Origin of the sequence: Micromonospora sp. NPDC000121, assembly GCF_042899165.1 — a bacterium.
In the GTDB taxonomy this organism is placed as follows: Bacteria; Actinomycetota; Actinomycetes; order Mycobacteriales; family Micromonosporaceae; genus Micromonospora.
The window spans coordinates 754461-778769 of sequence record NZ_JBIAZP010000002.1; the positions used below are offsets into that span (position 1 = coordinate 754461).

Consider the following 24309-nt stretch of genomic DNA (forward strand, 5'->3'; position numbering starts at 1 on the left):
GCAGGAGCCCGCGGATCGACGGGAGTTCAGCCTGATGCAGCTTGAATCTCTTTACCAGGAGATCATCCTGGACCACTACAAGCACCCGCACGGCCGTGGCCTGCGTGACGCGGGTGACCCGGGCACCCGGGTCGCCGAGGCGCACCACGTCAACCCGACCTGCGGCGACGAGGTCACCGTCCGGGTGGCCACCGACGGCGACGTGCTGCACGACGTTTCGTACGACGGCATGGGCTGCTCGATCAGCCAGGCGTCGGCGAGTGTGCTGCACGAGCTGCTGGTCGGGCGGGGCGCGGGTGAGGCGTTCCGGGTGCACGAGGCGTTCGTGGAGTTGATGTCCGGCCGTGGCCAGGTCACGCCGGACGAGGACGTGCTCGGTGACGGGGTCGCGTTCGCGGGCGTCGCCCGCTACCCCGCCCGGGTGAAGTGCGCGCTGTTGCCGTGGATGGCGTTCAAGGACGCCGCGGCACGCGCCGGCGTGGGCGTGAGCCCTTCGGAGGTTAAGGCATGAGTAGCGAGGACACCGCCACCGCGGCGACGCCGGCGGCCGAGGGCTCGGCGACGCCGGCCACGGACGCCGCCGCGCCGGCCGGGGACACCGCGCCGGCCGCTGGCGGCGGCGGCAAGGCCGCCGTCGCCGACATCGAGGAGGCGATGAAGGACGTCGTCGACCCCGAGCTGGGCATCAACGTGGTCGACCTCGGCCTGGTGTACGGGGTGCACGTCGACGACGACAACGTCGCGACCCTGGACATGACGCTGACGTCGGCGGCCTGCCCGCTGACCGACGTGATCGAGGACCAGGCCCGCCAGGCGCTGACCACCGGCCCGGGCGGCGGGCTGGTCGACGACATCCGGATCAACTGGGTGTGGCTCCCGCCGTGGGGCCCCGACAAGATCACCGACGAGGGGCGCGACCAGCTCCGCTCCCTCGGCTTCAACGTCTGACCGGACGACACCGGTCCTTCGTCGAGCGCGTCGCCCCTGTCGGGGCGACGCGCTCGACGCGTTTCCACGGCGACCCTTGCGGATCATGAAAGGATCACGCGGTGACGCTTGAAGCGCAGCGGGAGCACATCCTCTCGGGCCGGATGTACAACGACCTCACCGACGAGCTGGTACAGGCTCGGCAGCGGGCCGTGCTGCTGACCACCGAGTACAACGACAGCTTCGGGCAGCCGCAGGAGCAGCGCGAGGCGATCCTGCGGCGACTGCTGCGCGCCGTCGGGCGGGACTGTCACTTCGAGCCGACGTTCCGCTGCGAGTTCGGCTTCAACATCAGCGTCGGCGACCACTTCTACGCCAACTTCGACTGCGTGATGCTGGACGGGGGTGGCATCACCATCGGTGACCACGTCCTCTTCGGTCCGCGCGTCGGCATCTACACCTCGAACCACGCCGTCGACGCTGCCGAACGCGCGGCCGGCGCGTGTTACGCCAAGCCGGTCACGATCGGCGATCACGTCTGGATCGGCGGCGGCGTCACCATCAACCAGGGCGTGTCCATCGGCGACAACACGATCGTCGGTGCGGGGAGCGTGGTCACCCGCTCGATCCCGTCCAACGTCATCGCCGTCGGATCGCCGGCCCGGGTGCTGCGCGAGATCACCGACGCCGACAAGACGGGTTACCGGCCCTGACGCACGCCCGGATGCGAAAGCTGTCGCCCCGGCACGGGCGCACCGCTCACCGCGTCGTTCGTGCCCAGCCGAATCGCCGCCGGGGCCTTCCCACCGAACGATCGGCTGCGTCCCGACACGATGCGTCTCGGGCGGCAACCGCAGGATCGCGGCGGCGGCGACGGGCGCGGGAATGTGGTGGCGCGGGACGGAACGGGCGAGCAGGATCGGGGGCGTGATCGAGACGTACCCGACGAAGCCCGCCCCCGTCGCCGCGGCCACCGCCGCGCGGCGACAGCGGGCGCGCCCCGGGTTCGCCTCGATCCGCCGCCGACCGTCATGACCGGCTCGTTCCTGGCCGGTCTGGTCGCCGGCTACGGCGTCGCCATCCCGGTCGGGGCGATCGCCGTGCTCATTCTCGGGCTCAGCGCGCGTACGTCGTTCCGGGTCGGCGCCGCCGCCGCGCTCGGCGTGGCCACCGCCGACGGGTGCTACGCCGCGATTGCGGCCCTCGGCGGCGCCGCCGTCGCAGGGCTGGTCGCCCCGGTCGCCGGGCCGTTGCGGGTGGTCTCCGCGGTGGTGCTGCTCGCCCTCGCCGGCCACACCGCCTGGCGGGCCCTGCGGCCGCGTGCCGCGACCGGGGCGGCCGGCGCCCGCCGGGGCCTGGACACCCCGCCCCGGGCGTTCGCCGGCGTGCTCGCGCTGACCCTGCTCAACCCGGCGACGGTGGTCTACTTCGCCGCCCTCGTCCTCGGCCGGCAGGGCGGCGCGGATCCGGGGGCGGCCGAGGCGCTGCTCTTCGTGGCGGGGGCCTTCCTCGCCTCGGCCAGCTGGCAGTTGCTGATCGCCGGCGGGGGCACCCTCGTCGGGCGGGCGCTGACCGGGCCGCGCGGTCGCCGCGTCACGGCGTTGGTCTCCAGCGCCCTCGTCACGGCCCTGGCGATCGCCATGGTGCTGCCGCGATGAGGGTTGCCTGAGCGCCCCGGGTCGGGCGGTGCGGGCCGCGGTCGGCGCCCGCGGTCAGGCGGCGTAGCCGGGGGACATCGCCGCCGCCAGGCGCAGGTGGACGGCGGCGCGCCGGGCGTCGCCCTGCCGCTGCAGGGTCCGCCCGAGCAGCAGCTGCACGTACGAGTCGTCCGGCGCGGCCGCGGCGAGCGGCTCCAGGATCGCCAGGGCCCGGCCGAGTTGGGCCGAGTGGAAGTACGCGCGGGCGGCGAGCAGCCGGGTGCCACGGTCGTCGCCGTGGGCGTCGAGCAGGGGCCCGAGCAGGGTGAGGGCGCCGAGGGGGTCGCCGAGATCCAGCAGCGCCTCCGCGTGCCGGAGGCGTTCGACCTCCTCGGGGAGCTGTCGCGGGCTGCGCCGGGCGGCCTCGGACAGGAAGGCGTGGAGCACCTCCGGAGACTGCGCGCCGCGCAGCGCCGCGCCGTTCGCGACGAACGTCGGTGACGTCGCCACGCCCGCGGCCCTGCCCCGCAGTACGAGTTCCCGGACGACCGCGTCGCCGCCTCCACCGGCCAGCAGCGCGCTCCCCTCGGGGAAGCCCGCCCGCCGGGCCACCTTGTGCAGCACCGCCGGGAGGCTGATGTCCAGGGCGTCCACGAAGTAGGCCCGCATGACCTCCTCGGCTACCGCGTCCTGAAGCCGCGTACCGCCGGCTTCGTGGGCGAGGGCGATGAGCCGGTGGGCGTTGTGGCTGCTGGCCCGCCAGCCGGCTCCCCAGGGCGGGCCGAGGCCCTCGGCCGCCGCGATGCGGGATACCCGCTCCCGGTTCTCGCCGGGCGTCAGATCCGGTGCGCACCGCTGGAGTGCGGCGTCCACCGTCGGGTCCCGCAGCACGTCCGCCAGGGGCTCGCCGGGCGCGGGGGCGGCGGGGTCGATCCGGTACGGCCGCCAGACGACCTCGACCGTGGCGCCCTCCCAGGACGCCAGCGCCCGCTCCAGCCGCCGCTTGCCGATGTACGCCCACGCGCAGACGACGTCCGCCCACACCTCGATCCGCATGCCCGGCACGTTACACGACACATGTCGTGTAAACCACGGGTGTCGTATAGTGGCCGCGTGAACTCCTCCGACCCCCGCGTCCGGCGGACCCGGGCCAGGCTGCGGGCCGCCGTCCTGGAGTTGGCCGCCGAGCGGGAGTTGGGCGACATCACGATCGCCGAGGTGGCCAAGCGGGCCGGGGTCAACCGCGCCACGACCTACCTGCACTTTCCCGACCTGGACGCGCTCGTCGCGGACGCGATGGAGGAGGCGGTCACCCAGGTGGCGCGTGCCGCGGCGCTCTGTCCGCTGGACGCTCCGCGCGACGAGCCGCCGCAGCCGCTGCGCGACCTCTTCGACACCGTCGCCGCCAACGCGGTCCTCTACCGCCGGATGCTGTCCCCGCACGGCAGCGCCCGCTTCGCGGCCGGCCTGCGGGACCGGCTCGCAGCGGAGCTGCGAAGGAGTCTGGAGGAGCGGAACCGGGGCCGCGCGGAGGTGCCGGTGGACGTCCACGCCGCCTATCTCGCTGGCGCGCTCACGGGCGTCATCGCCAACTGGACGGCGGGGCAGGCCCCGGCCGGCGCCGCGGAGACGGCGCTGGCGACGTGGCGGCTGCTCCGTGGCTGACCAGGTCCACGTTTTCCCGCACACATCATCCAGGAGGTTGCCGTGGTCGGCAGGCCGGCGGTAGGCGGCGGTCGATGGGTCGAGGTGGACCCGGGCCGGGTCGCCCGGTGGGTCGCCGGCTTCGCCGACCGGCACGGCCCGCCCAGCACGATCGTCCAGGCGTACGGCCTGCTGCTCGACGCCCCGGACGGCGCGACCGCCGAGCTGCACACCCCGCCCGGGGCGCCGGCCACGTCCGACGTGCCCGGGTTCGTCGCCGCCGCGACCACGCCCCGCCGGATCGGCCTGCTGCTCGCCCGCAAGGGCGCGGTGGCGGTCGGCGTCGCGGCGGGGGAGGAGCTGACGGTGTCGAAGGTGGACACCCGCTACGTGCAGGGCCGCACCGCCGCCGGGGGATGGTCCCAGCAGCGCTTCGCCCGGCGGCGTGACAACCAGGCGAAGGCGGCGCTGGGCGACGCGACCGAGTTGGCCGTACGGCTGCTGTTGCCGGAGGCGTCGTCGCTGAGCGCGCTGGTCTGCGGCGGCGACCGGCGGGCGGTGGACACCGTGCTGGCAGACCGGCGGCTCGCTCCGCTGGCGGCGCTGCGCGCGGAGCGGCTGCTGGACGTGCCCGAGCCCCGACACGCCGTGCTGGTCGGCGCGATCGCAGCCGCCCGGGCGGTCCGGATCCTGGTCCGCGACCCCGTTCCGCCCGCTGAGGTCACACCGCGCCGCTGAAGGTGTCGCAGGACTTCGGGTCGCCGGTGGAGTAGCCGCGGGTGAACCACTGCCTGCGCTGCTCGGACGAGCCGTGGGTGAACTCGTCGGGGTTCACCGGCCGGTTCGCCCGCTCGGAGATGGCGTCGTCGCCGATCTTCTCGGCGGTGTCGACCGCCTGCTGGATGTCCTGCTCGGTGATGCGGGTGAAGATCTTCTGGCCGCTTTCGTCGGCGGTGCCGGTGGCGTTCTTGGCCCAGGCGCCGGCGTAGCAGTCGGCCTGGAGTTCCAGCTTGACCGAGAGCGCGTTGGCGTTGTCCGGGTCGCGCTGCTGCTGGCGGCGCATCTGCGCCTCGGTGCCGAGCAGGTCCTGCACGTGGTGGCCGTACTCGTGGGCGAGCACGTACGGCTGGGCGAACTCGCCCTCCGCGCCGAGCTGCCGGGCGAGCACCTGGTAGAAGGTGAGGTCGATGTAGACGAGGTCGTCGGCGGGGCAGTAGAACGGGCCGACGCCGGAGTCGGCCTGCCCGCAGGCGGTGTTGACGCCCTGGCTGAAGAACACCGTCCGGGACGGGCGGTACTGCTCGCCGAACGCCTCGGGCAGCGCCTTCTGCCAGTACGCCTGGATGGAGTTGACGTAGAGCGCGTTGCGGCAGTCGAGCTGCTGGAGCGCGTCGTCGGCCGCGCACTTCTGCTCCAGCGACGTGTTGTCGCCCTGCGGGTCCCCGCCGCCGTTCGTGGCGGCGTTCAGGCCGAAGCCGCCACCGACGAGGGCGACCAGCACGGCGATGACGAGGCCGACGATGCCGCCCCGGCCGCCGCCGATCGGGATGGGGATGCCGCCCAGCCCGCCGCCACGGCCGGACCCTCGGCGGTCGTCCACCTGGCTGGTGTCGATCCGCGCGTTCTCGTTCAGCTCCATGTCTACCCCGATCACCGTTTTGATCCGTCTTGGTGGTTGCGGTACCGGACCGGGTCCGGACGGCATTTTCGGTACCCGATGATCTTGGTCGGTAATCCGCAGGGGCGGTCGGACGGCGCCCGGTACACTTGCCACGTGCTGCTCTGCGAAGGCTGAACCGCCCCGCGCCGACGGGCCTCGTGCTCGCCGGCGCTTTCGCGTGCCCTGAGTCAGCCCTTCCAGACCCCGAGAGCGAGTCCCCCGACATGATCACTGCCACCGGCCTGGAGCTTCGCGCCGGCGCCCGGATCCTGCTGTCCGACACCACGCTGCGGGTGCAGCCCGGTGACCGGATCGGCCTGGTCGGCCGCAACGGCGCCGGCAAGACCACCACGCTCAAGGTGCTCGCCGGCGAGGGGCAGCCCTACGCCGGGCAGATCGAGCGGCGCAGCAACATCGGCTACCTCCCGCAGGACCCGCGGACCGGCGACCTGGAGGTCACCGGCCGCGACCGGGTGCTCTCCGCGCGGGGGCTGGACGTGCTGATGGCCCAGATGAAGGAGATCGAGGCCAAGCTCGCCGACGGCGCCGACGACCGGCTGGTCCGCCGCTACGGCGCGCTGGAGGACCAGTTCGCCTCCCTCGGCGGGTACGCCGCCGAGGCCGAGGCCGCCCGGATCTGCGCCAACCTCGGGCTGCCGGACCGGGCGCTCGCCCAGACCATCGGCACCCTCTCCGGCGGCCAGCGCCGCCGCATCGAGCTGGCCCGGATCCTGTTCCGGGACGCCGGCGAGAACGGCGGCGGCATCCTGCTGCTCGACGAGCCGACCAACCACCTCGACGCCGACTCGATCACCTGGCTGCGCGGCTTCCTCGCCAACCACAAGGGCGGCCTGATCGTGATCTCCCACGACGGCTCGCTGCTGGAGTCGGTGGTCAACAAGGTCTGGTTCCTCGACGCCACCCGCTCGGTGGTCGACGTCTACAACCTCGGCTGGAAGGCGTACCTGGAGGCCCGCGAGACCGACGAGCGGCGCCGCCGCCGGGAGCGGGCCAACGCCGAGAAGAAGGCCGGCGCGCTGATGGCGCAGGCTGACAAGATGCGGGCCAAGGCCACCAAGACCGTCGCCGCGCAGAACATGGCCCGGCGGGCCGAGAAGCTGATCGCCGGCCTGGAGGAGGTACGCGTCGCCGACAAGGTGGCGAAGGTGCGCTTCCCGAGCCCGGCCCCGTGTGGCAAGACCCCGCTCACCGCGACCGGCCTGTCCAAGTCGTACGGCTCGCTGGAGATCTTCACCGACGTCAACGTGGCGGTGGACCGGGGTTCCCGGGTGGCCATCCTGGGGCTCAACGGCGCCGGCAAGACAACCCTGCTGCGGATGCTCGGCGGCCTGCTGAAGCCGGACACGGGCGAGGTGCACGCCGGCCACGGACTGCGGCTGGGCTACTACGCGCAGGAGCACGAGACGCTCGACGTGGACCGCACGGTGCTGGAGCACATGCGTAGCGCCGCCATCGAGCAGACCGACACCGAGCTGCGCAAGATCCTCGGAGCGTTCCTGTTCTCCGGCGAGGACGTGGACAAGCCGGCCGGGGTGCTCTCCGGCGGCGAGAAGACCCGGCTGGCCCTGGCCACCCTGGTCTGCTCCGGGGCGAACGTGCTGCTGCTCGACGAGCCGACGAACAACCTCGACCCGGTCAGCCGGGAGCAGGTGCTCGACGCCATCGCCCGCTACCCGGGCGCGATCGTGCTGGTCACCCACGACCCGGGCGCGGTCATGGCGCTCAAGCCGGACCGCGCCATCCTGCTGCCCGACGGCGACGAGGACGCCTGGAGCGACGACCTGCTCGAACTCGTCGAGCTGGCCTGACCGTCGGCGTGTCCGGCCCGGTCAGCGCATCAGGTCGAGCAGGTGGGCCGGCACGCCCGAGGTGGCCAGGATGACCACGCCGATGGCGACGAACACGGCCGGGACGAGCCAATGGCCGGCGCGGCCGACCGCCCGCACCACCCGGGGATGGCCGCCCAGCCAGGCTCCCGCCGCGCACCACAGCGCGACGAGCACCACGAAGACCAGCAGGTAGACCGCGCTGTCGGCCGGGCCGAGAGCGCGGAACACCGGCACGTAGACGGCGATGTTGTCGGCGCCGTTGGCGATCGTCACCCCGGCCACCCCCAGGGCGGAGCCCACCACCGCCGGTGCCTCGTCGGCGTCCCGGTCGACCAGCGCGCGCACACCGAGGGCGATCGGCAGCAGGCCGAGCAGCCCGGTCCACGGGTCGGGCACCACCAGCAGCCCGGCCGCGACCACCACGCTGGCCAGGGCCAGCGCGCCGATGCCCAGGTACTGCCCGGCGACGATCTGCCAGGTGTGGGGCCGGCCGGTGCTGCGGGCGGCGACGAAGAACACCGTCAGGACGACGATGTCGTCGATGTCGGTGGCGGCGAACACCGCCGTCGCGCCGGCGGCCGTGCCGAGGAGGTCCGTCACGTCAGGCAGGGTACGGAGCGTCGGTCGCTGCCGCGCGGGCGCGGCTCGTCGACCCCGGCCGGGCCGGGAGTATCACTGTATCGGGAAGATGACAACGCATAGCGTGTCGGTTGGCGAAGAGTTGATATCTGGCGCATGATCGTTCGAGGCGGTCTAATAGGTGGGACCGTATCCGAACCGCACAGTCTGGGACGTGAGGACACAGCATGGCAGCCACTGGCACAGCCACCAGCACTGAGAAGGGTCGCCGGATCGTCGGAGCCGAGCGTCAGACGCTCGCCAAGGACCTGGTAAAGCGGTACACCTCGGGTGAGAGCATCCGCGCGCTCGCGGCCTCGACCGGCCGTTCCTACGGGTTCATCCACCGGGTGCTCACCGAGTCCGGGGTGCAGCTGCGGCAGCGCGGCGGCGCCCGGCGCCGCAAGAAGGCGTGACCCGCCCCTTAGCGTCGTCCACCAGCGCCGCGCCCCGGGTCGCCCGGTGACCGCCGAGGCGACCGGGGTTCGGCTGGAATGTGACGGGCCGGTCGCGACGGTCACGTTGTGTCGGCCCGACGTGCTCAACGCCCAGACGCCGGCGATGTGGCGCGCGATGAGCGACTTCGCGCGCGACCTGCCCGGCGACGTACGCGTCGTGGTCGTCCGCGGCGAGGGGCGGGCGTTCTCCGCCGGCCTCGACCTGACGGTGGCCGGCGCCTCCGGGCCGGGCTCGTTCGCGGAGCTCGCCACCCTGCCCGAGCAGGAGTGCGCCGACCGGATCGCGGAGTTGCAGGGCGGCTTCACCTGGCTGCACCGGCCCGACATCGTCTCCGTCGCCGCCGTGCAGGGCCACGCGATCGGCGCCGGCTTCCAACTGGCGCTCGCCTGCGACCTGCGGGTGCTCGCCGAGGACGCGAAATTCTCCATGGCCGAGGTGACGCTCGGCCTGGTGCCGGATCTCGCCGGCACCAAGCGCCTGGTCGACCTCGTCGGCTACTCCCGCGCGCTGGAGATCTGCGCCACCGGCCGGCGCATGGACGCCGCCGAGGCGGACCGGGTCGGCCTGGCCACCCTGGTCGTGCCGAACGCCGACCTCGACGACGCGGTGCGCGACCTGACCGCGGGCCTGCTGGCCAACAACCGGGACGCGGTGGTGGAGATCAAGGCGCTGCTGGCGGGCGCCGCCGGCCGGTCGGCCGCGGAGCAGCAGCGGGCCGAGCGCGAGGCGCAGACACGGCGGCTGCGCGATCTCGCCGGACGGGGAGAATAGTAAGGACCGTTCGGGAAGATCCGGGTTACGGCCGAGGTTGTCAGAGTCGTCGGGAGAATTGACCTGACGGTGCGGTCGACCCGACGACCCGGAGGTGAACGTGTCCAACCCGATGTCCGGTGGCGGCATGGCCGGTTGGAGCATGCTCCGGTCGATGCGCAGCCGCGACGAGATCTCCACGCACCGGCTCAAGCGGGGCGTGGCCCGCCGGATCGTTGCCTTCGCACGGCCCTACCGCCGCGACATCGTCGTCTTCCTGGTGACCGTGGTGCTGGCCGCGATCATCGGGGTCGCCACCCCGGTGCTCGCCGGCGACGTGATCGACGCGATCAACCGGGGCGGCTCGGGGGCCGGCGGCCTGGTGGTCCGGCTGGCCCTGGTCATCGCCGCGCTCGCCGTGGCCGACGCCCTGCTCTCCCTGGCCCAGCGGTGGTATTCGGCCCGCATCGGCGAGGGCATCATCCTCGACCTGCGCACCCGGGTCTACGACCACGTCCAGCGGATGCCGCTGCAGTTCTTCACCCGCACCCAGACCGGCGCGCTGGTCAGCCGGCTCAACAACGACGTGCTCGGCGCCCAGCGGGCGTTCACGTCGACGCTGTCCGGCGTGGTCAGCAACGTCATCCAACTGGTGCTCACCGCCGCCGTGATGTTCACCCTCTCCTGGCAGATCACGGCGCTGTCGCTGGTGCTGCTGCCGGTCTTCATCATCCCGGCCCGCCGGGTCGGCAGGCGACTCGCCGAGATCACCCGGGAGTCCTACAACCTCGACGCGAAGATGAACGCGACGATGACCGAGCGCTTCGGCGTCTCGGGGGCGCTGCTGGTGAAGCTCTTCGGCCGGCCCGAGGTGGAGGCGCGCCGGTTCGCCGGGCGGGCCGAGCGGGTCCGCGACATCGGCATCCAGTCCGCGATGTACTCGCGGACGTTCTTCGTCGCGATGCTGCTGGTCGCCTCGCTGGCCCAGGCGCTCACCTACGGCCTCGGCGGGTGGCTGGCGGTCACCGGCAACGTCAGCGCCGGCACCGTGGTCACCCTCGCGCTGCTGCTCACCCGCCTCTACGGCCCGCTGACCGCGCTGTCCAACGTCCGGGTGGACGTGATGAGCGCGCTGGTCTCCTTCGACCGCGTCTTCGAGGTGCTCGACCTGAAGCCCGCCATCGAGGAGAGGCCCGACGCGGTCGCGGTGCCCCGGGGCAGCGGCCGGGTCGAGTTCCGCGACGTGCGGTTCCGCTACCCCAGCGCCGCCGAGATCTCGCTGGCCTCGCTGGAGGAGGTCGCCGCGCTGGACCGTACGGTCAACGAGCCGGTGCTCAAGGGCGTCTCGTTCGCCGTCGAGCCGGGGCAGATGGTGGCGTTGGTCGGGCCCTCCGGCGCCGGCAAGTCGACGTTGTCCATGCTGATCTCCCGGGTCTACGACGTCACCGACGGGCAGGTGCTGGTCGGCGGGGTCGACGTCCGCGACGCCACCTTCGACTCGCTGCGCGACGAGATCGGCGTGGTCACCCAGGACTCGCACCTGTTCCACGAGACCATCGCCGAGAACCTCCGCTACGCCAAGCCGGACGCCACCGACGACGAGATCTGGGCGGCCCTGGCCGGCGCGCAGGTCGCCGACCTGGTGCGGTCCCTGCCGGACGGGCTGGACACCACCGTCGGCGAGCGCGGCTACCGGTTCTCGGGCGGCGAGAAGCAGCGCATCGCCATCGCCCGGCTGCTGCTCAAGGCCCCGTCGATCGTGATCCTCGACGAGGCGACCGCGCACCTCGACTCGGAGAGCGAGGCGGCGGTGCAGCGGGCGCTGTCGGTGGCGCTGACCGGGCGTACGGCGCTGGTGATCGCGCACCGGCTCTCCACCGTCCGCGATGCCGACCAGATCCTGGTCCTCGACGACGGTCGGATCGTCGAGCGGGGCCGGCACGAGGAGCTGGTCGCCGTGGGTGGCCTCTACGCCGAGCTCTACCGCACCCAGTTCGCGGTCGCCGACTCGCCCACCCCGTACGCGGACGCGACCGGCCCCGAGCCGGTGAGCCTGCCGCTGCGGTCCTACCTCGCCGACGAGGCGTTGCCGCCGGCCGCGGCCAACTGACGCCTCACCGGGTGGCGACGACCGCCGCCCGCAGCTCGCCGAACGCGGCGCCGAGGGTCTCGGGGGTGAAGTGCGCGTTCAGGCCGCTGGGGTTGGGCAGCACCCAGAGCCGGGCGCCGGCGAGCGGCTCCGGCTGCGGGCCGAACGCCGCCTTCGGCCGGGCGAACCCGATCCGGTACGCGGTCACCCCGACCACGGCGACCCACCGGGGGCGGTACCGCTCGACCTTGCCGGTGAGGATCTCCGCCCCCTCCACCAGCTCGGCGGCGGTCAGCTCGTCGGCCCGGGCGCTGGCCCGCGCGACCATGTTGGTGATGCCCAGCCCGAGGCCGGGCAGCTCGTCCTGCTCGCTGGGGTGCAGCGGCCGGGGCGTGAACCCGCCCCGGTGCAGCGCCGGCCAGAACCGGTTGCCGGGCCGTGCGAAGTGCCACCCGGTCGCGGCCGACCACAGGCCCGGGTTGATGCCGACGAAGAGCACGTCCAGCCCGGGCGCGATGAGGTCGGGGACGGTGCGGTCCGCCGCGGCGGCGAGTTCCTCCCGGGTGGGCCGCGGGTAACGCCTGGCAGCGGGCGGGGCCACTACAGGCTCCGCAGCGCGCCACCGTCGACCGGCACGGTGACCCCGGTGAGGTAGCTCGCGGCGGGGGAGAGCACGAACGCGGCCACCCGGCCGAACTCCGCCGGCGCGCCGATGCGGCGCAGCGGGATGCCCGCCTCGGCCTCCGCGCGGGCCCGCTCGGGGTCGCCCGTGGCGGCGAACAGCTGGACGTTACGGTCGGTCATGATCCGCCCGGGCAGCAGCCCGACCATCCGTACGCCCCGGGGCCCGTACTCGTCGGCGACGTCCTTGGCCATCCCGACCAGGCCGGGCCGCAGGCCGTTGGAGATGCCCAGGCCGGGCACCGGCGAACGCGCCGAGGTCGACAGGACCAGTCCGATCGCGCCGCCGTCGCCCTCGCCGAGGGCCGTGGCGACCGTACGCACCGTGCGGACGGTGCCCAGGAAGACCGTCTCGAAGGAGCGGCGCCACTGCTCGTCGGTGACCGACGCGGCGCTGCCCGGCGGCGGCCCGCCCACCGAGACCAGCGCCCCGTCGAGGCGGCCGAAGTGCTCGCGGGCCGCCGCCACCAGCCGCTCCGGTGTCTCCGGATCGGCCAGGTCGGCGGTCAGCCCGACGGCCCGCTCCGGCCCGCCGAGGCGCTGCGCGGCGGCGGCCACCGCGTCGGCGTCCCGGGCGGAGAGCACCACGCGGGCGCCGTCGGCGACGAGGCACTCCGCGGTCGCGTAGCCCAGGCCGCGGGAGGCGCCGGTCAGTACGTACACCCGATCGGTCAGTCCGAGATCCATGCCGTCGATCCTGCCGTACCCCAGCCGATGCGCCAGCCGGGGGCGGTGGCCGGGTCAGCGGCGCGCGGGGCGCAGCAGGCGTACCCGACCGGCGAGCTGGACCGCGACGGCGCCACCGGCGCGGCCCCACCCCGGCAGGCGGCGGGGCCGCGGCGGCCTGTGCCCGTCGTAGCGGTCGGTGGCCTCCCGGGCGGCCAGCTCCTCCGCGCCCAGCGGCGGCAGCGAGCCCCGGTCGCGCAGGTCGCGGGCCAGGTCCCAGCCGTCGCGCAGGGAACCCGCGGTCGGCCGCCCCGCCGCCCACCGGGCGAAGGTCGCTGGCCAGTCCGTGCCGAGGCCGGCGGCGAGCAGCGGCCAGTGCCGGGCCACGTCCCCGGCCCGCTTGCGCAGCAGCGCGGCCCGGGCGGCGGCGAGCGCGGCCGGGTCGAAGCCGGGCGGGGGCGGGCCGCCGGCCACCAGCGCCGCCACCAGTTCCGCCTGCCGGGCGGCCAGGTCGCCGCTCACGTCACGGCCGGGAATCCGGAGGCGGCGGCGAGGGCGTCCAGCTCGGCGCGGAGCGTGGCCGCGGGCGGGTAGTGCCCGTCGCGCTCCAGCAGCAGCGCCGGCGGCTGGTGCCGGGCGCACAGCTCGCGCAGCAGGTCGAGCACCGCCGGGGGGACCGGGTCGGTGTGGGTGTCGTGGTAGAAGCCGCCATGGTCGGCGCCGCCCGCCACGTGCAGGTAGGAGATCCGGTCCAGCGGCAGCCGGTCGAGCAGCGCGACCGGGTCCGCGCCCCGGTTGCGGGCGTTGGCGTACACGTTGGCGACGTCCAGCAGCAGCAACGCGCCGGTGCGGTCCAGGATCTCGGTCAGGAAGTCGGCCTCGTCCAGCTCGTCGTCGGGCCAGTCGAACAGGGCGGCGATGGGCTCCAGCGCGATCGGCACCGGCAGCTCGGCCTGCGCGCGGGAGACGTTGGCGCAGACCGCGTCGACCGCCTCCCGGCTGCGGGGCAGCGGCAGCAGGTGGCCGGCCTCGACGCCGCCGGCCCGGACGAACGCGATGTGCTCGCTGACCAGCGGCGCCTCGACCAGTTCCGCCACCGCGGCCAGGTGGGCGACCCGGGCGGGGTCGACCGGCTCCGCGCCGCCGAGGGAGAGCCGCACGCCGTGCGGCACGACGGTGACGCCGCGTTCGCGCAGCGCGGCGAGCCCGGCGGGCAGCGGCCCGGTCGCGGTGACGCCCTCCGCGACCACCTCGACGAAGCGCAGCCCGGGCAGGTCGGCGACGAAACCGGCGATCTCCGGCCGCCAGCCGATGCCGACCCCGCGCGGGCCGGTCATCCCCCGCACCCGCCGCCGCAGCCGCCCCCGCCCCCGCCCCCGCCGCCGCCGCAGGAGCTGCCGCCGCCGCAGCCGGAGGAGCTGCCCCCGCCCCCGCCGCCGCTGGCCGCCTGCCGCTGGATCTCGGCCTGCTCGGCGAAGCTGGGGTCCATCGCCCACAGCGACGCGGTGCCGAACAGCGCGACCCCCATCGCGGCGCCCGCCGCGCCGTACGTGGCGTAGGCGGGGGCGGACGCGGGCGCGAGGTAGGTGTGCTGCTGCCGCAGGCCGCGCAGCGCCCGGGTGGCGGCGCGGGTCCGCCAGGGCACCCGGTGCAGCAGGACGGCCGCCACGATCAGCGGGATCTGGCTCAGCACGAGCCAACCCACCGGACGGTCGTTCGACAGGCCCGCGAAGATCCGGAAGATGCCGACCGCCAGCAGGAGGATGAGCAGGAACGCCCACTGGCGCAGCGCCGTCCGGCGCGCCTGCGTGAGCGCGAGCCCGCGCTGCTCCAGGCCGGCCCGGAGCTGGTCGAGCGCCCGGCGTACCCAATCGTCGCGGCGCAGCTCGCGGGTGGTGGCGTGCCGGCGGGCGGCGAGGTGGATCGCCTGGTCCAGCGGCGTGGTCCCGGCCGGCAGGGGGCCGTTGGTGGTCAGCCGCCGGTCCGGCCGTACGCCGATCTCTCCGCTGCCCCGCAGCCCGCCGAGGGCGGCCCAGATCGCCAGTTGCTCCCCACCGTTGAGGTAGGCGATCTGTTGTGGGCCGAGCTGCCCGACGTCGCCGGCCGCCGGTCCGGCGAGGACGCGGACGCGGTGGACGACGGCACCGACGACGACCACGACGGCGGCGAGGAGGTAGACGCGGAGGAAGACGGGCCCGGAGATGCCCCAGGTGTCACCCGGTGCGGCGAGAACAGTCATGTGCTGCTCCTGTCGAGCGAGGGGATCGCGGCCTCATTGTGGAGCAGTCCCGCCACGCCGGACCGACAGCGGGGGGCCAGTTACCGGACCGATACGGAAACAGGCGGGGGCTCCGGACGCCGCGAAGAGGCGACGCGCGGGCGTCGGACGCCCCGGGAAGCGCCCCGCGCCAGCGCCGTGCCCGGGGGCGTCGGTCAGCGGCGGCGGACCGCCTCCTCGACCAGGTCCAGCACCGGGCCCAGGTCGCCGGCGGGGCGCCCCATCGCCAGGTGCAGCACCAGGCCGTCGTAGGCCAGTTCGAGGAACTGGGCCAGCACGTCGATCGGCACGTCCTCGCGGAGCACGCCCGCCTCCCGCTGGCGAGCCAGCCGCTCGCGGGTCGCCTCGGCGACCGCCGCCGATCGTTCCGCCCACCGCTTGGCGAACGCCGGGTCGGTCCGCAGCCGCCGGGAGACCTCCAACTGGCTGCCGAGCCAGCCGGTGGTGTCGGGGGAGACCGCGCCGGCCAGCAGGTCGCGCATCACCTGGACCAGGCCGTTGCGGGCCACCGTCTCCACCATGGCGGCGGCGTCGTCCTCGGCGACCGCGAGGAAGAGCGAGTCCTTGTCGCGGAAGTGGTGGAAGATCGCGCCTCGGGACAGCCGGGTGGCTTCCTCGAGTCGACGCACGGTGGCGCCCTCGTAGCCGTGCCGCGCGAAACACGCCCGCGCGGCGGCGAGGATCTCCTGTCGGCGCGCGTCGAGCTGGTCCTGACTTACTCTGGGCACGGGTCGATCGTGTCAGGTCACCCCCCGTCACGCAAACCGTACGTACGGCTTGGTTGCGTCGGGTGATTGATCATCGGGCCCCTGCGTGCCCGTTAGGATCGGCGCGTGACGCCACTCCCCGCCGCCGTCGCGGTCCCCGCCGCCCCGCTGACCGTCGCTGCCGTGCAGGCCGAGCCCGTCCCCGGCGACGTGGCCGGCAACGCGGCGAGCGCCGCCCGGCTGGTGCGCCGGGCGACGGAGCGGGGCGCCCGGGTGACCGTGCTGCCCGAGCTCTTCCTGCCCGCGTACCACCTGCCGACGCTCGCGGCCGACCCGGCCGGCACCGACGTCGCGGCCGACGCCACGGCGAGCGTCGACGACCCTCGGCTGGACCCGCTGCGCGAGGCCGCCCGCGACGGCGGCGCCGCCGTGGTGGTCGGCGCGGCGGTCCGGCAACCGGACGGGCGGCGGACCATCTCCGCCCTGGTGGTCGACCGGGCCGGCGTGGTCCGCGTCGGATACGACAAGCAGCAGCTCTGGAGCGGCGAACGCGAGCTGTTCAGCCCCGGCGACCGGGGCGCCACCCTGCTCGTCGATGACTGGCGGTTCGGGATCGGCATCTGCTACGACGGCTGCTTCCCCGAGCACGGCCGGGCCGCCGCGGCCGACGGGGCGCACGGCTACCTGTGCCCGAGCGGCTACCTGGCCGGCTCCGAGCACCGTCGCGACCTCTACTACGCCGCCCGCGCGTTGGACAACACGATGTACGTGGTGTTCGCCAACGCCGTCGACGGCGCGGAGCCGTGGCGGTTCAACGGGGGGGCCGCGGTCTACGACCCGGAGGGCCGGCCGCTGGCGCGGGGTGCGGACACCGGCGAAGCCGTGCTGGTCGTCGCGCTGGCACCGGAGGCCCTCGCGGCCACCCGCGCGGCCCACTCCATGCTGCTCGACCGCCTTCCCGACCAGGGGCGCGACCGTTCGTCGCTGTCGGCCTGACGGAGGTCGCACCGCCGTTCGGGCCTGTCGGCGGGGCGCGGGAGTCCCGTAGGGTGCCCGAGTGCCGCTGCTCCTGCTGGACCTGGACGACACGCTGCTCGACCGGGCCGGCCCCTTCCGCGCCTGGGCGGAACGTTTCCTGGACGGTGTCGGCGCACCGCCCACCGACATCGACTGGCTGCTCTCCATCGATGCCGACGGGCTGACCGACCGGTGGGACGTCGCCGACGCGGTCCGGGACCGGTACGGGCTGCGGACCCCGTCCATCGACCTGGTCGAGGAGTTGCACGACGGCGTCGTCGCCAACACCCGGCTCGATCCGCTGGTCGCCTGCGCGCTGCGGATCGCCGACGACGCTGGCTGGACGCCCGTGGTGGTCAGCAACGGCGCGGTACGGCAGGAGGAGGCCAAGATCCGGCGTACGGGGCTGGACCGGTTCGTCGCCGACTGGGTGATCTCGGAGGAGGCGGGGGTCAGCAAGCCCAACCCCAGGTTCTTCGCGTTGGCCGCCCGGCGCGTACGGCTGCCCCTGCGCGGCGCCTGGGTGGTCGGCGACGGCCCGGAGGCGGACATCGGCGGCGCTGCCGCTGTCGGCCTGCCCAGCGTCTGGCTGCACCGGGGACGCACCTGGGCCGACAGCCGGTTCGCGCCGACCCGCACCGTGGACGGCCTGATCGCCGCCGTCGCGGTGGTCCTCGCCGGCTGAGCGGCCGGCCGAAACATCGCGGCTGAGCGGCCGGCCGGGACATCGCGGCGGCTGAGCGGCCGGCCGTGCCGTCCCCGGCCGTTCCCTGGGCGCGGATATCGGGGGCGACTCGGCGCGGTCGGGGCGGCTCGGGTAATTCGGTTGACCGGGCGAGGCCGGGCCGTGAGCATGGTCGGCGCATCGTGCACCCGGGCGTGCGCCCGGTCGAGGAGAGGGGGTCGGTCATGGCCGTCTTCGCAGGTCGCATCCACCTGCCTCCATCAGCCTCGAGTAAGGGATCACCACTGCAGTGCGCGATCACGACTTTCCGGCGCGCGAGCGCCGTAACCGCGGCAAGCGCCGCTTCGACGACGACGAACCGCTCTTCCTGAAGCGTGGCCGGGCCGCCGAGCCCGCCCCCGCCGACCCCGACGCCGAGCCGGACCCCGACACGGGGGAGCGCTGGTCCTCCTGGGACGACGCCGTGCACGGCCCGCAGCCCCACCCGGACTGGCTGGTCACCGAGCTGGCCGCGAAGGACACCGAGCTCGGTGTGCTCAAGACCGGCAAGGAGGCGGACGTCCACCTGGTGCGCCGGGCCGTGCCCGGCACCGATCGGTCCTGCCTGCTGGCCGTCAAGCGCTACCGGGACGCCCAGCACCGGCTCTTCCACCGCGACGCCGGCTATCTGGAGGGGCGCCGGGTCCGCCGTTCCCGGGAGAACCGGGCGATGGCCGGGCGGACCGCGTTCGGCCGGCAGATGATCGCCGGGCAGTGGGCGGCGGCCGAGTTCGCCGCGCTGGCCCGGCTCTGGGAGATCGGCGCCCGGTACGGCACGATCTCCGTCCCCTACCCGGTGCAACTGCGCGGCACGGAGCTGATGCTGGAGTTCCTCGGGGACCCGGCCGAGGGGACGGCCGCGCCCCGGCTGGCCCAGCTGCGGCCCGAGGCCGGTGAGCTGCGCGACCTGTGGGAGCAGATGGTCGACGCCCTGGTGGTGCTCGCCCGCGCCGGCCTCGCGCACGGCGACCTGTCGCCGTACAACCTGCTGGTGCACGCGGGACGGCTGGTGCTGATCGACCTGCCGCAGGTGGTCGACGTGGTGGCCAACCCGCAGGGGCCGGAGTTCCTGGCCCGCGACGTCCGGGTGGTGGCGACCTGGTTCGCGGCCCGGGGGCTGCCGACGGAGGATGCCGACCCGGCGGCGCTGACCGCGCTGCTGCTGGGGGAGGCGGGAATCCGCTGACCGGATGCCCCGGGCGGCCGGCGCCGGCCGCCCGGGGCGCGGGTCACTGCAGGTAGCGCTCGACCTCGGGCTTGGGGCGCATCCCCTGGGCGTCCGGGTCGCCGTGGGCCTGCCGGGCGGCCCGCCGCCGGCGCAGCAGGTCCCAGCACTGGTCGAGGGACTCCTCCAGCTCGCGCAGCCGGTTGCGGGCGTCGTCGTCGGTGCCCGACTCGTTGGCCTGCGCGTCGGCGCGCAGCCGGTGCTCCTCGTCGACCAGCTCGGAGATCCGGTTCAGGATGGTCTCGTCGTCCATGCACTGAGCCTGGCACAGGCCGTGCGGGCGCGCCCGGATTCCACCGCCGCTCGCCCCCGCGGCGCCGGCCGGTGCGGTAGGTTGCCCATCCATGATCCTCTCCGTCCGAGCGGCAGTGCCGCGCGACGCGGCGCCGGTGGTCGGCCTGCTCCGCGCCGCCCGGCCCCACCTCGTCGTCACCCCCGAACTGCTCGCCTGGCAGGCGACCGGCAAGCCGGCGGAGCGCTTCGGGATGCTGGTCGCCGAGGCGGACGGCGGCATCGCCGGCGTCGCCCGCACGGGGCTGCTGCACGAGAGCGCCGAACCGGGGCTCGGCTTCGTCAACCTGGTCGTGCACCCCGAGCGGCGGGGGCGGGGCGTCGGGTCGGCGCTGCTCGCCGCCGCCGAGGAGCGGCTCGCCGGGCTCGGCGTGCGCCGGGCGTACGCGCGGGTGGCCGACGAGCCCGCGGCCGTCTCCTTCGCCGAGCGGCGTGGCTACCGGCCCGGTCGGCGCAACCTGATCCTCTGCCTGGACCTGGCGGCGACCTTGCCGGCGCCGCCCGCGCCGCCGCCCGGGGTGCGGCTGACCACGGCCGCCGACCTGCCCGATCCGCGCCCGCTCTACGAGGCGGACCTGGCCGCCGCCGCCGACGAGCCGGGCGACGTGGGGATGGACGAGATCAGCTACGCCGACTGGCGGGCCGCGTACTGGGACCGGCCGGACCTGGACCGGGATCTCACCAGGGTGGCCATGGTGGACGGGGTGGTGGTGGCGTTCAGCGTCGCGCTGACCGACGGCGGCGAGCGTTACCTGTCGGGCATGACCGGTACCCGCGCCGAATGGCGGGGCCGGGGCCTGGCCCGGCTGGTCAAGCACGTGTCCATGCGGTCGGCCCGGTCGGCCGGCTACCGGCGGGCGTTCACCGTCAACGACGCCGGCAACGACGCCATGCGCGCCGTGAACGAGTGGTTCGGCTACCGCCCGGTGGCCGCCGAGTGGCGTTACCTGCGCACGCTCCAGGAGTGACACCCGACACGAATTCCTTTCTGGATCAGCATTCCCATGAGCAAAATTCTCGTACGGCTCTGGCGGGTCCGAACGGGTGATGGCATGCTCTCCGAATTGTGACGCAAGGCAGCCGTCCGGCGGACGGTCTGTCACCACGGAGCGTGACGGTGAGCGGGAGGAGTCGCGGGTGCAGGGGTGTCATGGCTGACCAGAATTCTGCCGGGCCGCACGGGCGGGCGGCGCGGACCGTGCCACTGTGGAAGATGCTGCCGGGCCTGCTGCGCGACCCGCTGGGCGAACTCGTCGCGCTGGCGGACGCCGCGGAGGGCGAGGTCATCCGGCTCAACGTCGGGACCATCCGCCCGTACCTGGTGACCGAGCCGGCCCACGTGCAGCACATCCTGCGGGACAACGCGGCCAACTACACCCGCGGCGGGCGGAGCATGCTCTGGCGGCCGGTGCGGCGGTTCACCGGCGAGGGCATCATGTCCGACGGCCCCGAGTGGCAGGCCAGTCGCGGGCGGATGCAGCCGCACTTCACGGCCAAGCGCATCGACTCCCTCGTGGACACCATGAGCCGCGCGGTCAGCGAGGCGGTGGACGGGCTCGAGGAGCCGGCCCGCACCGGCCGGTGGCTGGACGCCGGCGCGGAGCTGGGCCGGATCATCTGCCAGGCGATCAGCAGCGTCTTCTTCGCCGACCGGGTCAGCCTCGCCGACCAGCTGCGGATCGTCGCCGCCCAGGACACCATCGTGACCGCGCTGGGGGCACGGCTGCTCCTGCCCTTCGTGCCCGACGCCGTGCCGGTGCCGGGGGACCGCGCCCTGCGCCGCGCGACCGGTGTCGTCGACGACATCATGCTGCCGCTGGTGCGGGCCGAGCTCGCCCACCCGCGGGACAGCGACGACCTGCTCGCCGCCCTGACCCGCGCGCGGGACGCCGACGGCCGCCCGCTCGACGAACGGCGGGTCCGCGACGACGTGGTGGCCTCGTTCGCCACCGCGACCGAGACCACCTACGCCGTGCTGACCTGGCTGTGGCCGATCCTGGACGCCCACCCCGCGATCGCCGAACGGCTCTACGCGGAGCTGGACGAGGTGGTGGGCACCGACCGGGTGATCAGCCGGGAGCAGCTGGCCGCCCTCACGTACACCCGGTCGGTCGTGGACGAGCTGCTGCGGATGTATCCCGCGGGCTGGCTGCTGCCGCGCGCGGCGTCGGCGGACGACGTCGTCGGCGGCACCCGCATCCCCGCCGGCAGCATCGTCGTCGTCAGCTCCTACATCACCCAGCGGCTGGCCCGGTACTGGGACCGCCCGGACACCTTCGACCCCGACCGGTTCCGCGCCGACCAGCCGCGCCGCAGCCACCGGTACGCGTACTTCCCGTTCGGCGGTGGCCCGCACCAGTGCCTCGGCAATCACCTGTTCAACCTGGAGGCTCCGCTCGTGGTGGCCACGATCCTCAGCCGCTACCGCTTCCGGCTGCGCGAGCCCGGGATGCCGCCCAAGCAGCTGGCGGCGGCCCTGCGTCCCGGCAGGCCGGTGGTCATGGCGCTGACCCCGGTTCGCGAGCAGAGGCCGGCATGAGCCCCGCGCTGACGACCGCGCACGACGGCACCCGGACCGGACCGGAGCCGGCAGGCGGCGGGCGGGACGAGCTGCGCGACGCGCGGGAACAGGGGCGGATCTGCGGCATGGCCGTCCGCGGGCAACGCGACCTCCAGGCGTTGGCTGCCGCGCACCCCGAGCTGTTCCCCGCCGAGCCGTTCGACGCCATGCTGTTCGCCAACATCTCGCTGGCCATCGCGTTCGGTGCCCCGTGGTGCACGCCGCAGCAGCTGCGGGTCGCCAACCGGACCGTGCTGTGGGGCTTCGCCCTCGACTGGCTGATCGACCACCGGGCGCAGTCCCGGGACGAGGTCGACCGGCTCGTCGGCCGCTGCGTCTCGGTGGCCGCCGGCGAGCCGCCCGTCGCCGACGACCACCTCGGTGCCTACCTGGCCGCGCTCCAGGACGAACTCGCGACGACACCGGCCTTCGCCGCGCACCGTCCGCTGTGGCGGGACCGCCTGGGCTCGACGGTGGGGGCGATGGCCCGGGAGTGGGAGTGGAGGGCAGCCTGGCGCTCTGGCGACCGGGCGGCCCTGCCGAGCCTCGACGCGTACCTCGCCAACGCCGACAACCTCGCCTGCACGATCGTCAACGTCGCGCACTGGATCCACACCGGGGACGAGGCCACGCTCGCCCGGCTCGAAGACCTGGTCGTGGTCAGCGACGAGGTGCAGCGCGCCCTGCGCCTCGCCAACGACCTCGGCACGTACGAGCGGGACCTGCGCTGGGGCGACCTCAACGCCCTCCTGCTGGTCGACGACCGCGCCGAGGTGGAGCAGCGGCTCGCCGCCCTGGTGGACAACTGCCGGCGGATGCTCGCCCCGCTCCGGTCGACCTGCCCCAGGCAGGCGGACTACCTGGCCCGGCAGGTCGGCTTCAGCAGCGGCTTCTACCGGCTGGCCGACTTCTGGGGCATGTCGTGACGGCGGCCCCGGTCGCCGTGGCGGGGGTCGGCGGGCCGGGGCTCGCCGCCGCCGGCCAGGCGCTCGTCGCGGCGATGGCCGCCAACCCCGCCGGCACGGTCTCGCCCTCGGTGTACGAGACGGCGCGGCTGGTCAGCGACGCGCCCTGGCTGCCGGGGCACGCCGGGCGCCTGCGCTACCTGGTGGCCGCCCAGCGGGCCGACGGCGCGTGGGGGGCGCCCGGCGCGTACGGCCTGGTGCCGACCCTGAGCGCGGTGGAGGCGCTGCTGAGGTCCCTGCCCGGCGTGGGGCGCGCCGAGCGGGGCGAGGCGGAGCACCTGCCGCCGTCCGTGCTGGACCGCGGCGTCGGGGCGCTGCGGCGGCTGCTGGCCGCCGACGAGCCGGTGCCGGACATGCCGGGCGTGGACCTGATCGTGCCCGCCCTGCTCGACCGGATCGACGCGCTGCTGCGCCCGACCGGCGGCGCCGAGCCGTCGCGGTGGGCGCACGCGTCGCCGCTGCCGATGCCGCACGGCATGACGCGGCACCGGTCCGAGGCGGTCGGCCGGCTGCTCGCCGCCGGCCGGCCTGTGCCGGAGAAGCTCCTGCACGCCTTCGAGGTGCTGGACGAGCGGACGCGGGTGAACCTGCCCGTCCGGCCGATCCTGGGCGCCGTGGGCGCCTCGCCCGCCGCCACCGCCGCCTGGCTGGGCGACCCCTCCCGCCCCGGGGCGGACCGGGCGGCGCTGGGCTACCTGACGAACGCCGTCGGGCCGGGGGGCGGCCCCGTCCCGTGCACGACGCCCATCGCCGTGTTCGAGCGGGCGTGGGTGCTCAGCAGCCTCGCCCGGGTTGGCGCGGCCCTGGACGTCCCCGGCCCGATGGTCGCAGACCTGGCCGCCGTGGTCGGCCCGGGCGGAGCGGCGACCTCGCCGGGGCTCCCGACGGACGCCGACACCACCGCCGCCACCCTCTTCGCGCTGGCCCGCCTCGGCCGCCCGGTCGCCCCCGACAGCCTGTTGGCGTACGACACCGGGGCGCACTTCTGCACCTGGCGGGGCGAGGACGGCGCGTCGGTCACGACGAACGCGCACGTGCTGGAGGCGCTGGGCTGGCACGCCCGCCACCAACCGGGGCGACCGCACGCCGACGTGGCGCGCCGGGTGGCCGGCTGGCTGATCGACAGCCAGCTCCCCGACGGCCGGTGGACGGACCGCTGGCACGCCTCGCCGTACTACGCCACGTCGGCGGTCGCCGCCGCCCTGGCCGGGTACGCGCCCGGGGCCGCCGCCGCGGCGCTCGACCGGGCGGTCGACTGGGTGCGGGACACCCAGCGGGCCGACGGCTCGTGGGGGCTGTGGGACGGCACCCCGGAAGAGACCGCGTACGCGGTGCAGGTGCTGCTCGGCACCGGCCGGCCGCCGCGGCCGGGTGTCGGCGCCGCCGTGCGGCGTGCGCTGGCCTTCCTCGACGACCACGACGACGTCACCGGGCACGCCGCTCCACTGTGGCACGACAAGGATCTCTACCATCCGGTGCTGATCGTGCGGGCCGCCGTGCTGGCGGCGCGACACCTGGCACGGCCGGACGTCCATATAGGATGCTGACCGTCGCAGTGGGC

Annotated in this window: 27 protein-coding genes; 17 read left to right on the forward strand and 10 right to left on the reverse strand. The window is 74.7% G+C overall.

Annotation, left to right across the window (positions count from 1 at the left end; all coding sequences use genetic code 11):
* Positions 1-34 precede the first annotated feature (34 nt).
* The 4 genes from sufU to ACFY23_RS10060 all read left to right on the forward strand — a co-directional run bounded on the left by sufU (position 35) and on the right by ACFY23_RS10060 (position 2585).
* The gene (gene sufU / locus ACFY23_RS10045) at positions 35-511 is read left to right on the forward strand and encodes a Fe-S cluster assembly sulfur transfer protein SufU (RefSeq protein ID WP_350686398.1); all 477 of its coding nucleotides are present in this window, start codon (positions 35-37) and stop codon (positions 509-511) included.
* Positions 508-948: a metal-sulfur cluster assembly factor gene (locus tag ACFY23_RS10050; RefSeq protein ID WP_350686397.1), complete on the forward strand. Its 441-nt coding sequence runs from the start codon at positions 508-510 to the stop codon at positions 946-948. Before sufU ends, ACFY23_RS10050 begins: the two co-directional genes overlap by 4 nt.
* Before the next feature lie 101 nt (positions 949-1049).
* On the forward strand, positions 1050-1640 hold the full coding sequence (locus ACFY23_RS10055; RefSeq protein ID WP_350686395.1) for a sugar O-acetyltransferase: 591 nt from the start codon (positions 1050-1052) through the stop codon (positions 1638-1640).
* Between the two features lie 318 nt (positions 1641-1958).
* Complete coding sequence (locus ACFY23_RS10060; RefSeq protein WP_350819020.1) at positions 1959-2585, forward strand: LysE family transporter; 627 nt, start codon at positions 1959-1961, stop codon at positions 2583-2585.
* A 54-nt stretch (positions 2586-2639) separates the two neighbouring features.
* Here the strand turns inward: ACFY23_RS10060 and ACFY23_RS10065 are convergent, their stop codons facing one another.
* Complete coding sequence (locus tag ACFY23_RS10065) at positions 2640-3620, reverse strand: DsbA family protein (RefSeq protein ID WP_350685360.1); 981 nt, start codon at positions 3618-3620, stop codon at positions 2640-2642.
* Positions 3621-3677: 57 nt separating this feature from the next.
* On the opposite strand from ACFY23_RS10065, the gene ACFY23_RS10070 reads away from it, so the two are divergent.
* Both ACFY23_RS10070 and ACFY23_RS10075 read left to right on the forward strand, forming a co-directional pair.
* Positions 3678-4229 (forward strand): TetR/AcrR family transcriptional regulator, encoded by a 552-nt coding sequence (locus ACFY23_RS10070; protein ID WP_350685358.1) that lies wholly within the window; start codon positions 3678-3680, stop codon positions 4227-4229.
* Between the two features lie 42 nt (positions 4230-4271).
* Positions 4272-4946, forward strand: coding sequence for an acVLRF1 family peptidyl-tRNA hydrolase (locus ACFY23_RS10075; protein WP_350819019.1), 675 nt, complete (start codon positions 4272-4274; stop codon positions 4944-4946).
* Here ACFY23_RS10075 and ACFY23_RS10080 read toward each other — a convergent pair.
* Entirely contained in the window at positions 4930-5847 is a 918-nt protein-coding gene (locus ACFY23_RS10080) for a neutral zinc metallopeptidase (RefSeq protein WP_350685365.1), read from the reverse strand. The two genes, ACFY23_RS10075 and ACFY23_RS10080, sit on opposite strands and share 17 nt — an antisense overlap.
* A gap of 245 nt (positions 5848-6092) precedes the next feature.
* Between ACFY23_RS10080 and ACFY23_RS10085 the strand changes: the two genes are divergently transcribed.
* Positions 6093-7697, forward strand: a complete 1605-nt coding sequence (locus tag ACFY23_RS10085; protein ID WP_350685356.1) for an ABC-F family ATP-binding cassette domain-containing protein — start codon at positions 6093-6095, stop codon at positions 7695-7697.
* Between the two features lie 21 nt (positions 7698-7718).
* Here ACFY23_RS10085 and ACFY23_RS10090 read toward each other — a convergent pair whose 3' ends face one another.
* Positions 7719-8318 (reverse strand): cadmium resistance transporter, encoded by a 600-nt coding sequence (locus tag ACFY23_RS10090; RefSeq protein WP_350685355.1) that lies wholly within the window; start codon positions 8316-8318, stop codon positions 7719-7721.
* Between the two features lie 206 nt (positions 8319-8524).
* Here ACFY23_RS10090 and ACFY23_RS10095 point away from each other — a divergent pair, with 206 nt between their 5' ends.
* From ACFY23_RS10095 to ACFY23_RS10105, 3 genes are all read left to right on the forward strand, one after another.
* On the forward strand, positions 8525-8752 hold the full coding sequence (locus tag ACFY23_RS10095) for a helix-turn-helix domain-containing protein (protein WP_007462679.1): 228 nt from the start codon (positions 8525-8527) through the stop codon (positions 8750-8752).
* 46 nt (positions 8753-8798) lie between these two features.
* Positions 8799-9566, forward strand: coding sequence for an enoyl-CoA hydratase/isomerase family protein (locus ACFY23_RS10100; RefSeq protein WP_350685353.1), 768 nt, complete (start codon positions 8799-8801; stop codon positions 9564-9566).
* Positions 9567-9678: 112 nt separating this feature from the next.
* Complete coding sequence (locus tag ACFY23_RS10105; RefSeq protein ID WP_350685363.1) at positions 9679-11655, forward strand: ABC transporter ATP-binding protein; 1977 nt, start codon at positions 9679-9681, stop codon at positions 11653-11655.
* Positions 11656-11659: 4 nt separating this feature from the next.
* On the opposite strand, the gene mug is transcribed toward ACFY23_RS10105, so the two are convergent.
* The 6 genes from mug to ACFY23_RS10135 form a co-directional block, all read right to left on the reverse strand.
* Entirely contained in the window at positions 11660-12235 is a 576-nt protein-coding gene (gene mug / locus ACFY23_RS10110) for a G/U mismatch-specific DNA glycosylase (RefSeq protein ID WP_350685352.1), read from the reverse strand.
* The gene (locus tag ACFY23_RS10115) at positions 12235-13002 is read right to left on the reverse strand and encodes an SDR family oxidoreductase (RefSeq protein ID WP_350685351.1); all 768 of its coding nucleotides are present in this window, start codon (positions 13000-13002) and stop codon (positions 12235-12237) included. Before ACFY23_RS10115 ends, mug begins: the two co-directional genes overlap by 1 nt.
* A 54-nt stretch (positions 13003-13056) precedes the next feature.
* Entirely contained in the window at positions 13057-13503 is a 447-nt protein-coding gene (locus ACFY23_RS10120; RefSeq protein WP_350685349.1) for a hypothetical protein, read from the reverse strand.
* Positions 13500-14318, reverse strand: a complete 819-nt coding sequence (locus ACFY23_RS10125) for a DUF692 domain-containing protein (protein ID WP_350685348.1) — start codon at positions 14316-14318, stop codon at positions 13500-13502. Before ACFY23_RS10125 ends, ACFY23_RS10120 begins: the two co-directional genes overlap by 4 nt.
* Positions 14315-15220, reverse strand: a complete 906-nt coding sequence (locus ACFY23_RS10130; RefSeq protein ID WP_350685347.1) for a TIGR04222 domain-containing membrane protein — start codon at positions 15218-15220, stop codon at positions 14315-14317. Before ACFY23_RS10130 ends, ACFY23_RS10125 begins: the two co-directional genes overlap by 4 nt.
* A gap of 194 nt (positions 15221-15414) precedes the next feature.
* Positions 15415-15987, reverse strand: coding sequence for a helix-turn-helix domain-containing protein (locus ACFY23_RS10135; protein WP_350685345.1), 573 nt, complete (start codon positions 15985-15987; stop codon positions 15415-15417).
* Positions 15988-16092: 105 nt separating this feature from the next.
* On the opposite strand from ACFY23_RS10135, the gene ACFY23_RS10140 reads away from it, so the two are divergent.
* The 3 genes from ACFY23_RS10140 to ACFY23_RS10150 all read left to right on the forward strand — a co-directional run bounded on the left by ACFY23_RS10140 (position 16093) and on the right by ACFY23_RS10150 (position 18893).
* A complete protein-coding gene (locus ACFY23_RS10140; RefSeq protein WP_350819018.1) occupies positions 16093-16962 on the forward strand; it encodes a carbon-nitrogen hydrolase family protein in 870 nt (289 codons plus the stop codon).
* Between the two features lie 61 nt (positions 16963-17023).
* A complete protein-coding gene (locus tag ACFY23_RS10145; protein WP_350687296.1) occupies positions 17024-17668 on the forward strand; it encodes an HAD family hydrolase in 645 nt (214 codons plus the stop codon).
* Positions 17669-17957: 289 nt separating this feature from the next.
* Complete coding sequence (locus ACFY23_RS10150) at positions 17958-18893, forward strand: RIO1 family regulatory kinase/ATPase (RefSeq protein WP_350687298.1); 936 nt, start codon at positions 17958-17960, stop codon at positions 18891-18893.
* 43 nt (positions 18894-18936) lie between these two features.
* On the opposite strand, the gene ACFY23_RS10155 is transcribed toward ACFY23_RS10150, so the two are convergent.
* A complete protein-coding gene (locus ACFY23_RS10155) occupies positions 18937-19185 on the reverse strand; it encodes a DUF2630 family protein (RefSeq protein WP_350687300.1) in 249 nt (82 codons plus the stop codon).
* 91 nt (positions 19186-19276) lie between these two features.
* Here ACFY23_RS10155 and ACFY23_RS10160 point away from each other — a divergent pair, with 91 nt between their 5' ends.
* The 4 genes from ACFY23_RS10160 to ACFY23_RS10175 all read left to right on the forward strand — a co-directional run bounded on the left by ACFY23_RS10160 (position 19277) and on the right by ACFY23_RS10175 (position 24295).
* Positions 19277-20191: a GNAT family N-acetyltransferase gene (locus tag ACFY23_RS10160; protein ID WP_350819016.1), complete on the forward strand. Its 915-nt coding sequence runs from the start codon at positions 19277-19279 to the stop codon at positions 20189-20191.
* 230 nt (positions 20192-20421) lie between these two features.
* The gene (locus tag ACFY23_RS10165; protein WP_350686681.1) at positions 20422-21762 is read left to right on the forward strand and encodes a cytochrome P450; all 1341 of its coding nucleotides are present in this window, start codon (positions 20422-20424) and stop codon (positions 21760-21762) included.
* 107 nt (positions 21763-21869) lie between these two features.
* Positions 21870-22709 carry a terpene synthase family protein gene (locus ACFY23_RS10170; RefSeq protein WP_350686683.1) on the forward strand — a complete coding sequence of 280 codons (840 nt, stop codon included), beginning with the start codon at positions 21870-21872 and terminating at the stop codon, positions 22707-22709.
* Positions 22706-24295, forward strand: a complete 1590-nt coding sequence (locus tag ACFY23_RS10175) for a prenyltransferase/squalene oxidase repeat-containing protein (RefSeq protein WP_350686678.1) — start codon at positions 22706-22708, stop codon at positions 24293-24295. Before ACFY23_RS10170 ends, ACFY23_RS10175 begins: the two co-directional genes overlap by 4 nt.
* The last annotated feature ends 14 nt before the right edge of the window (positions 24296-24309 follow it).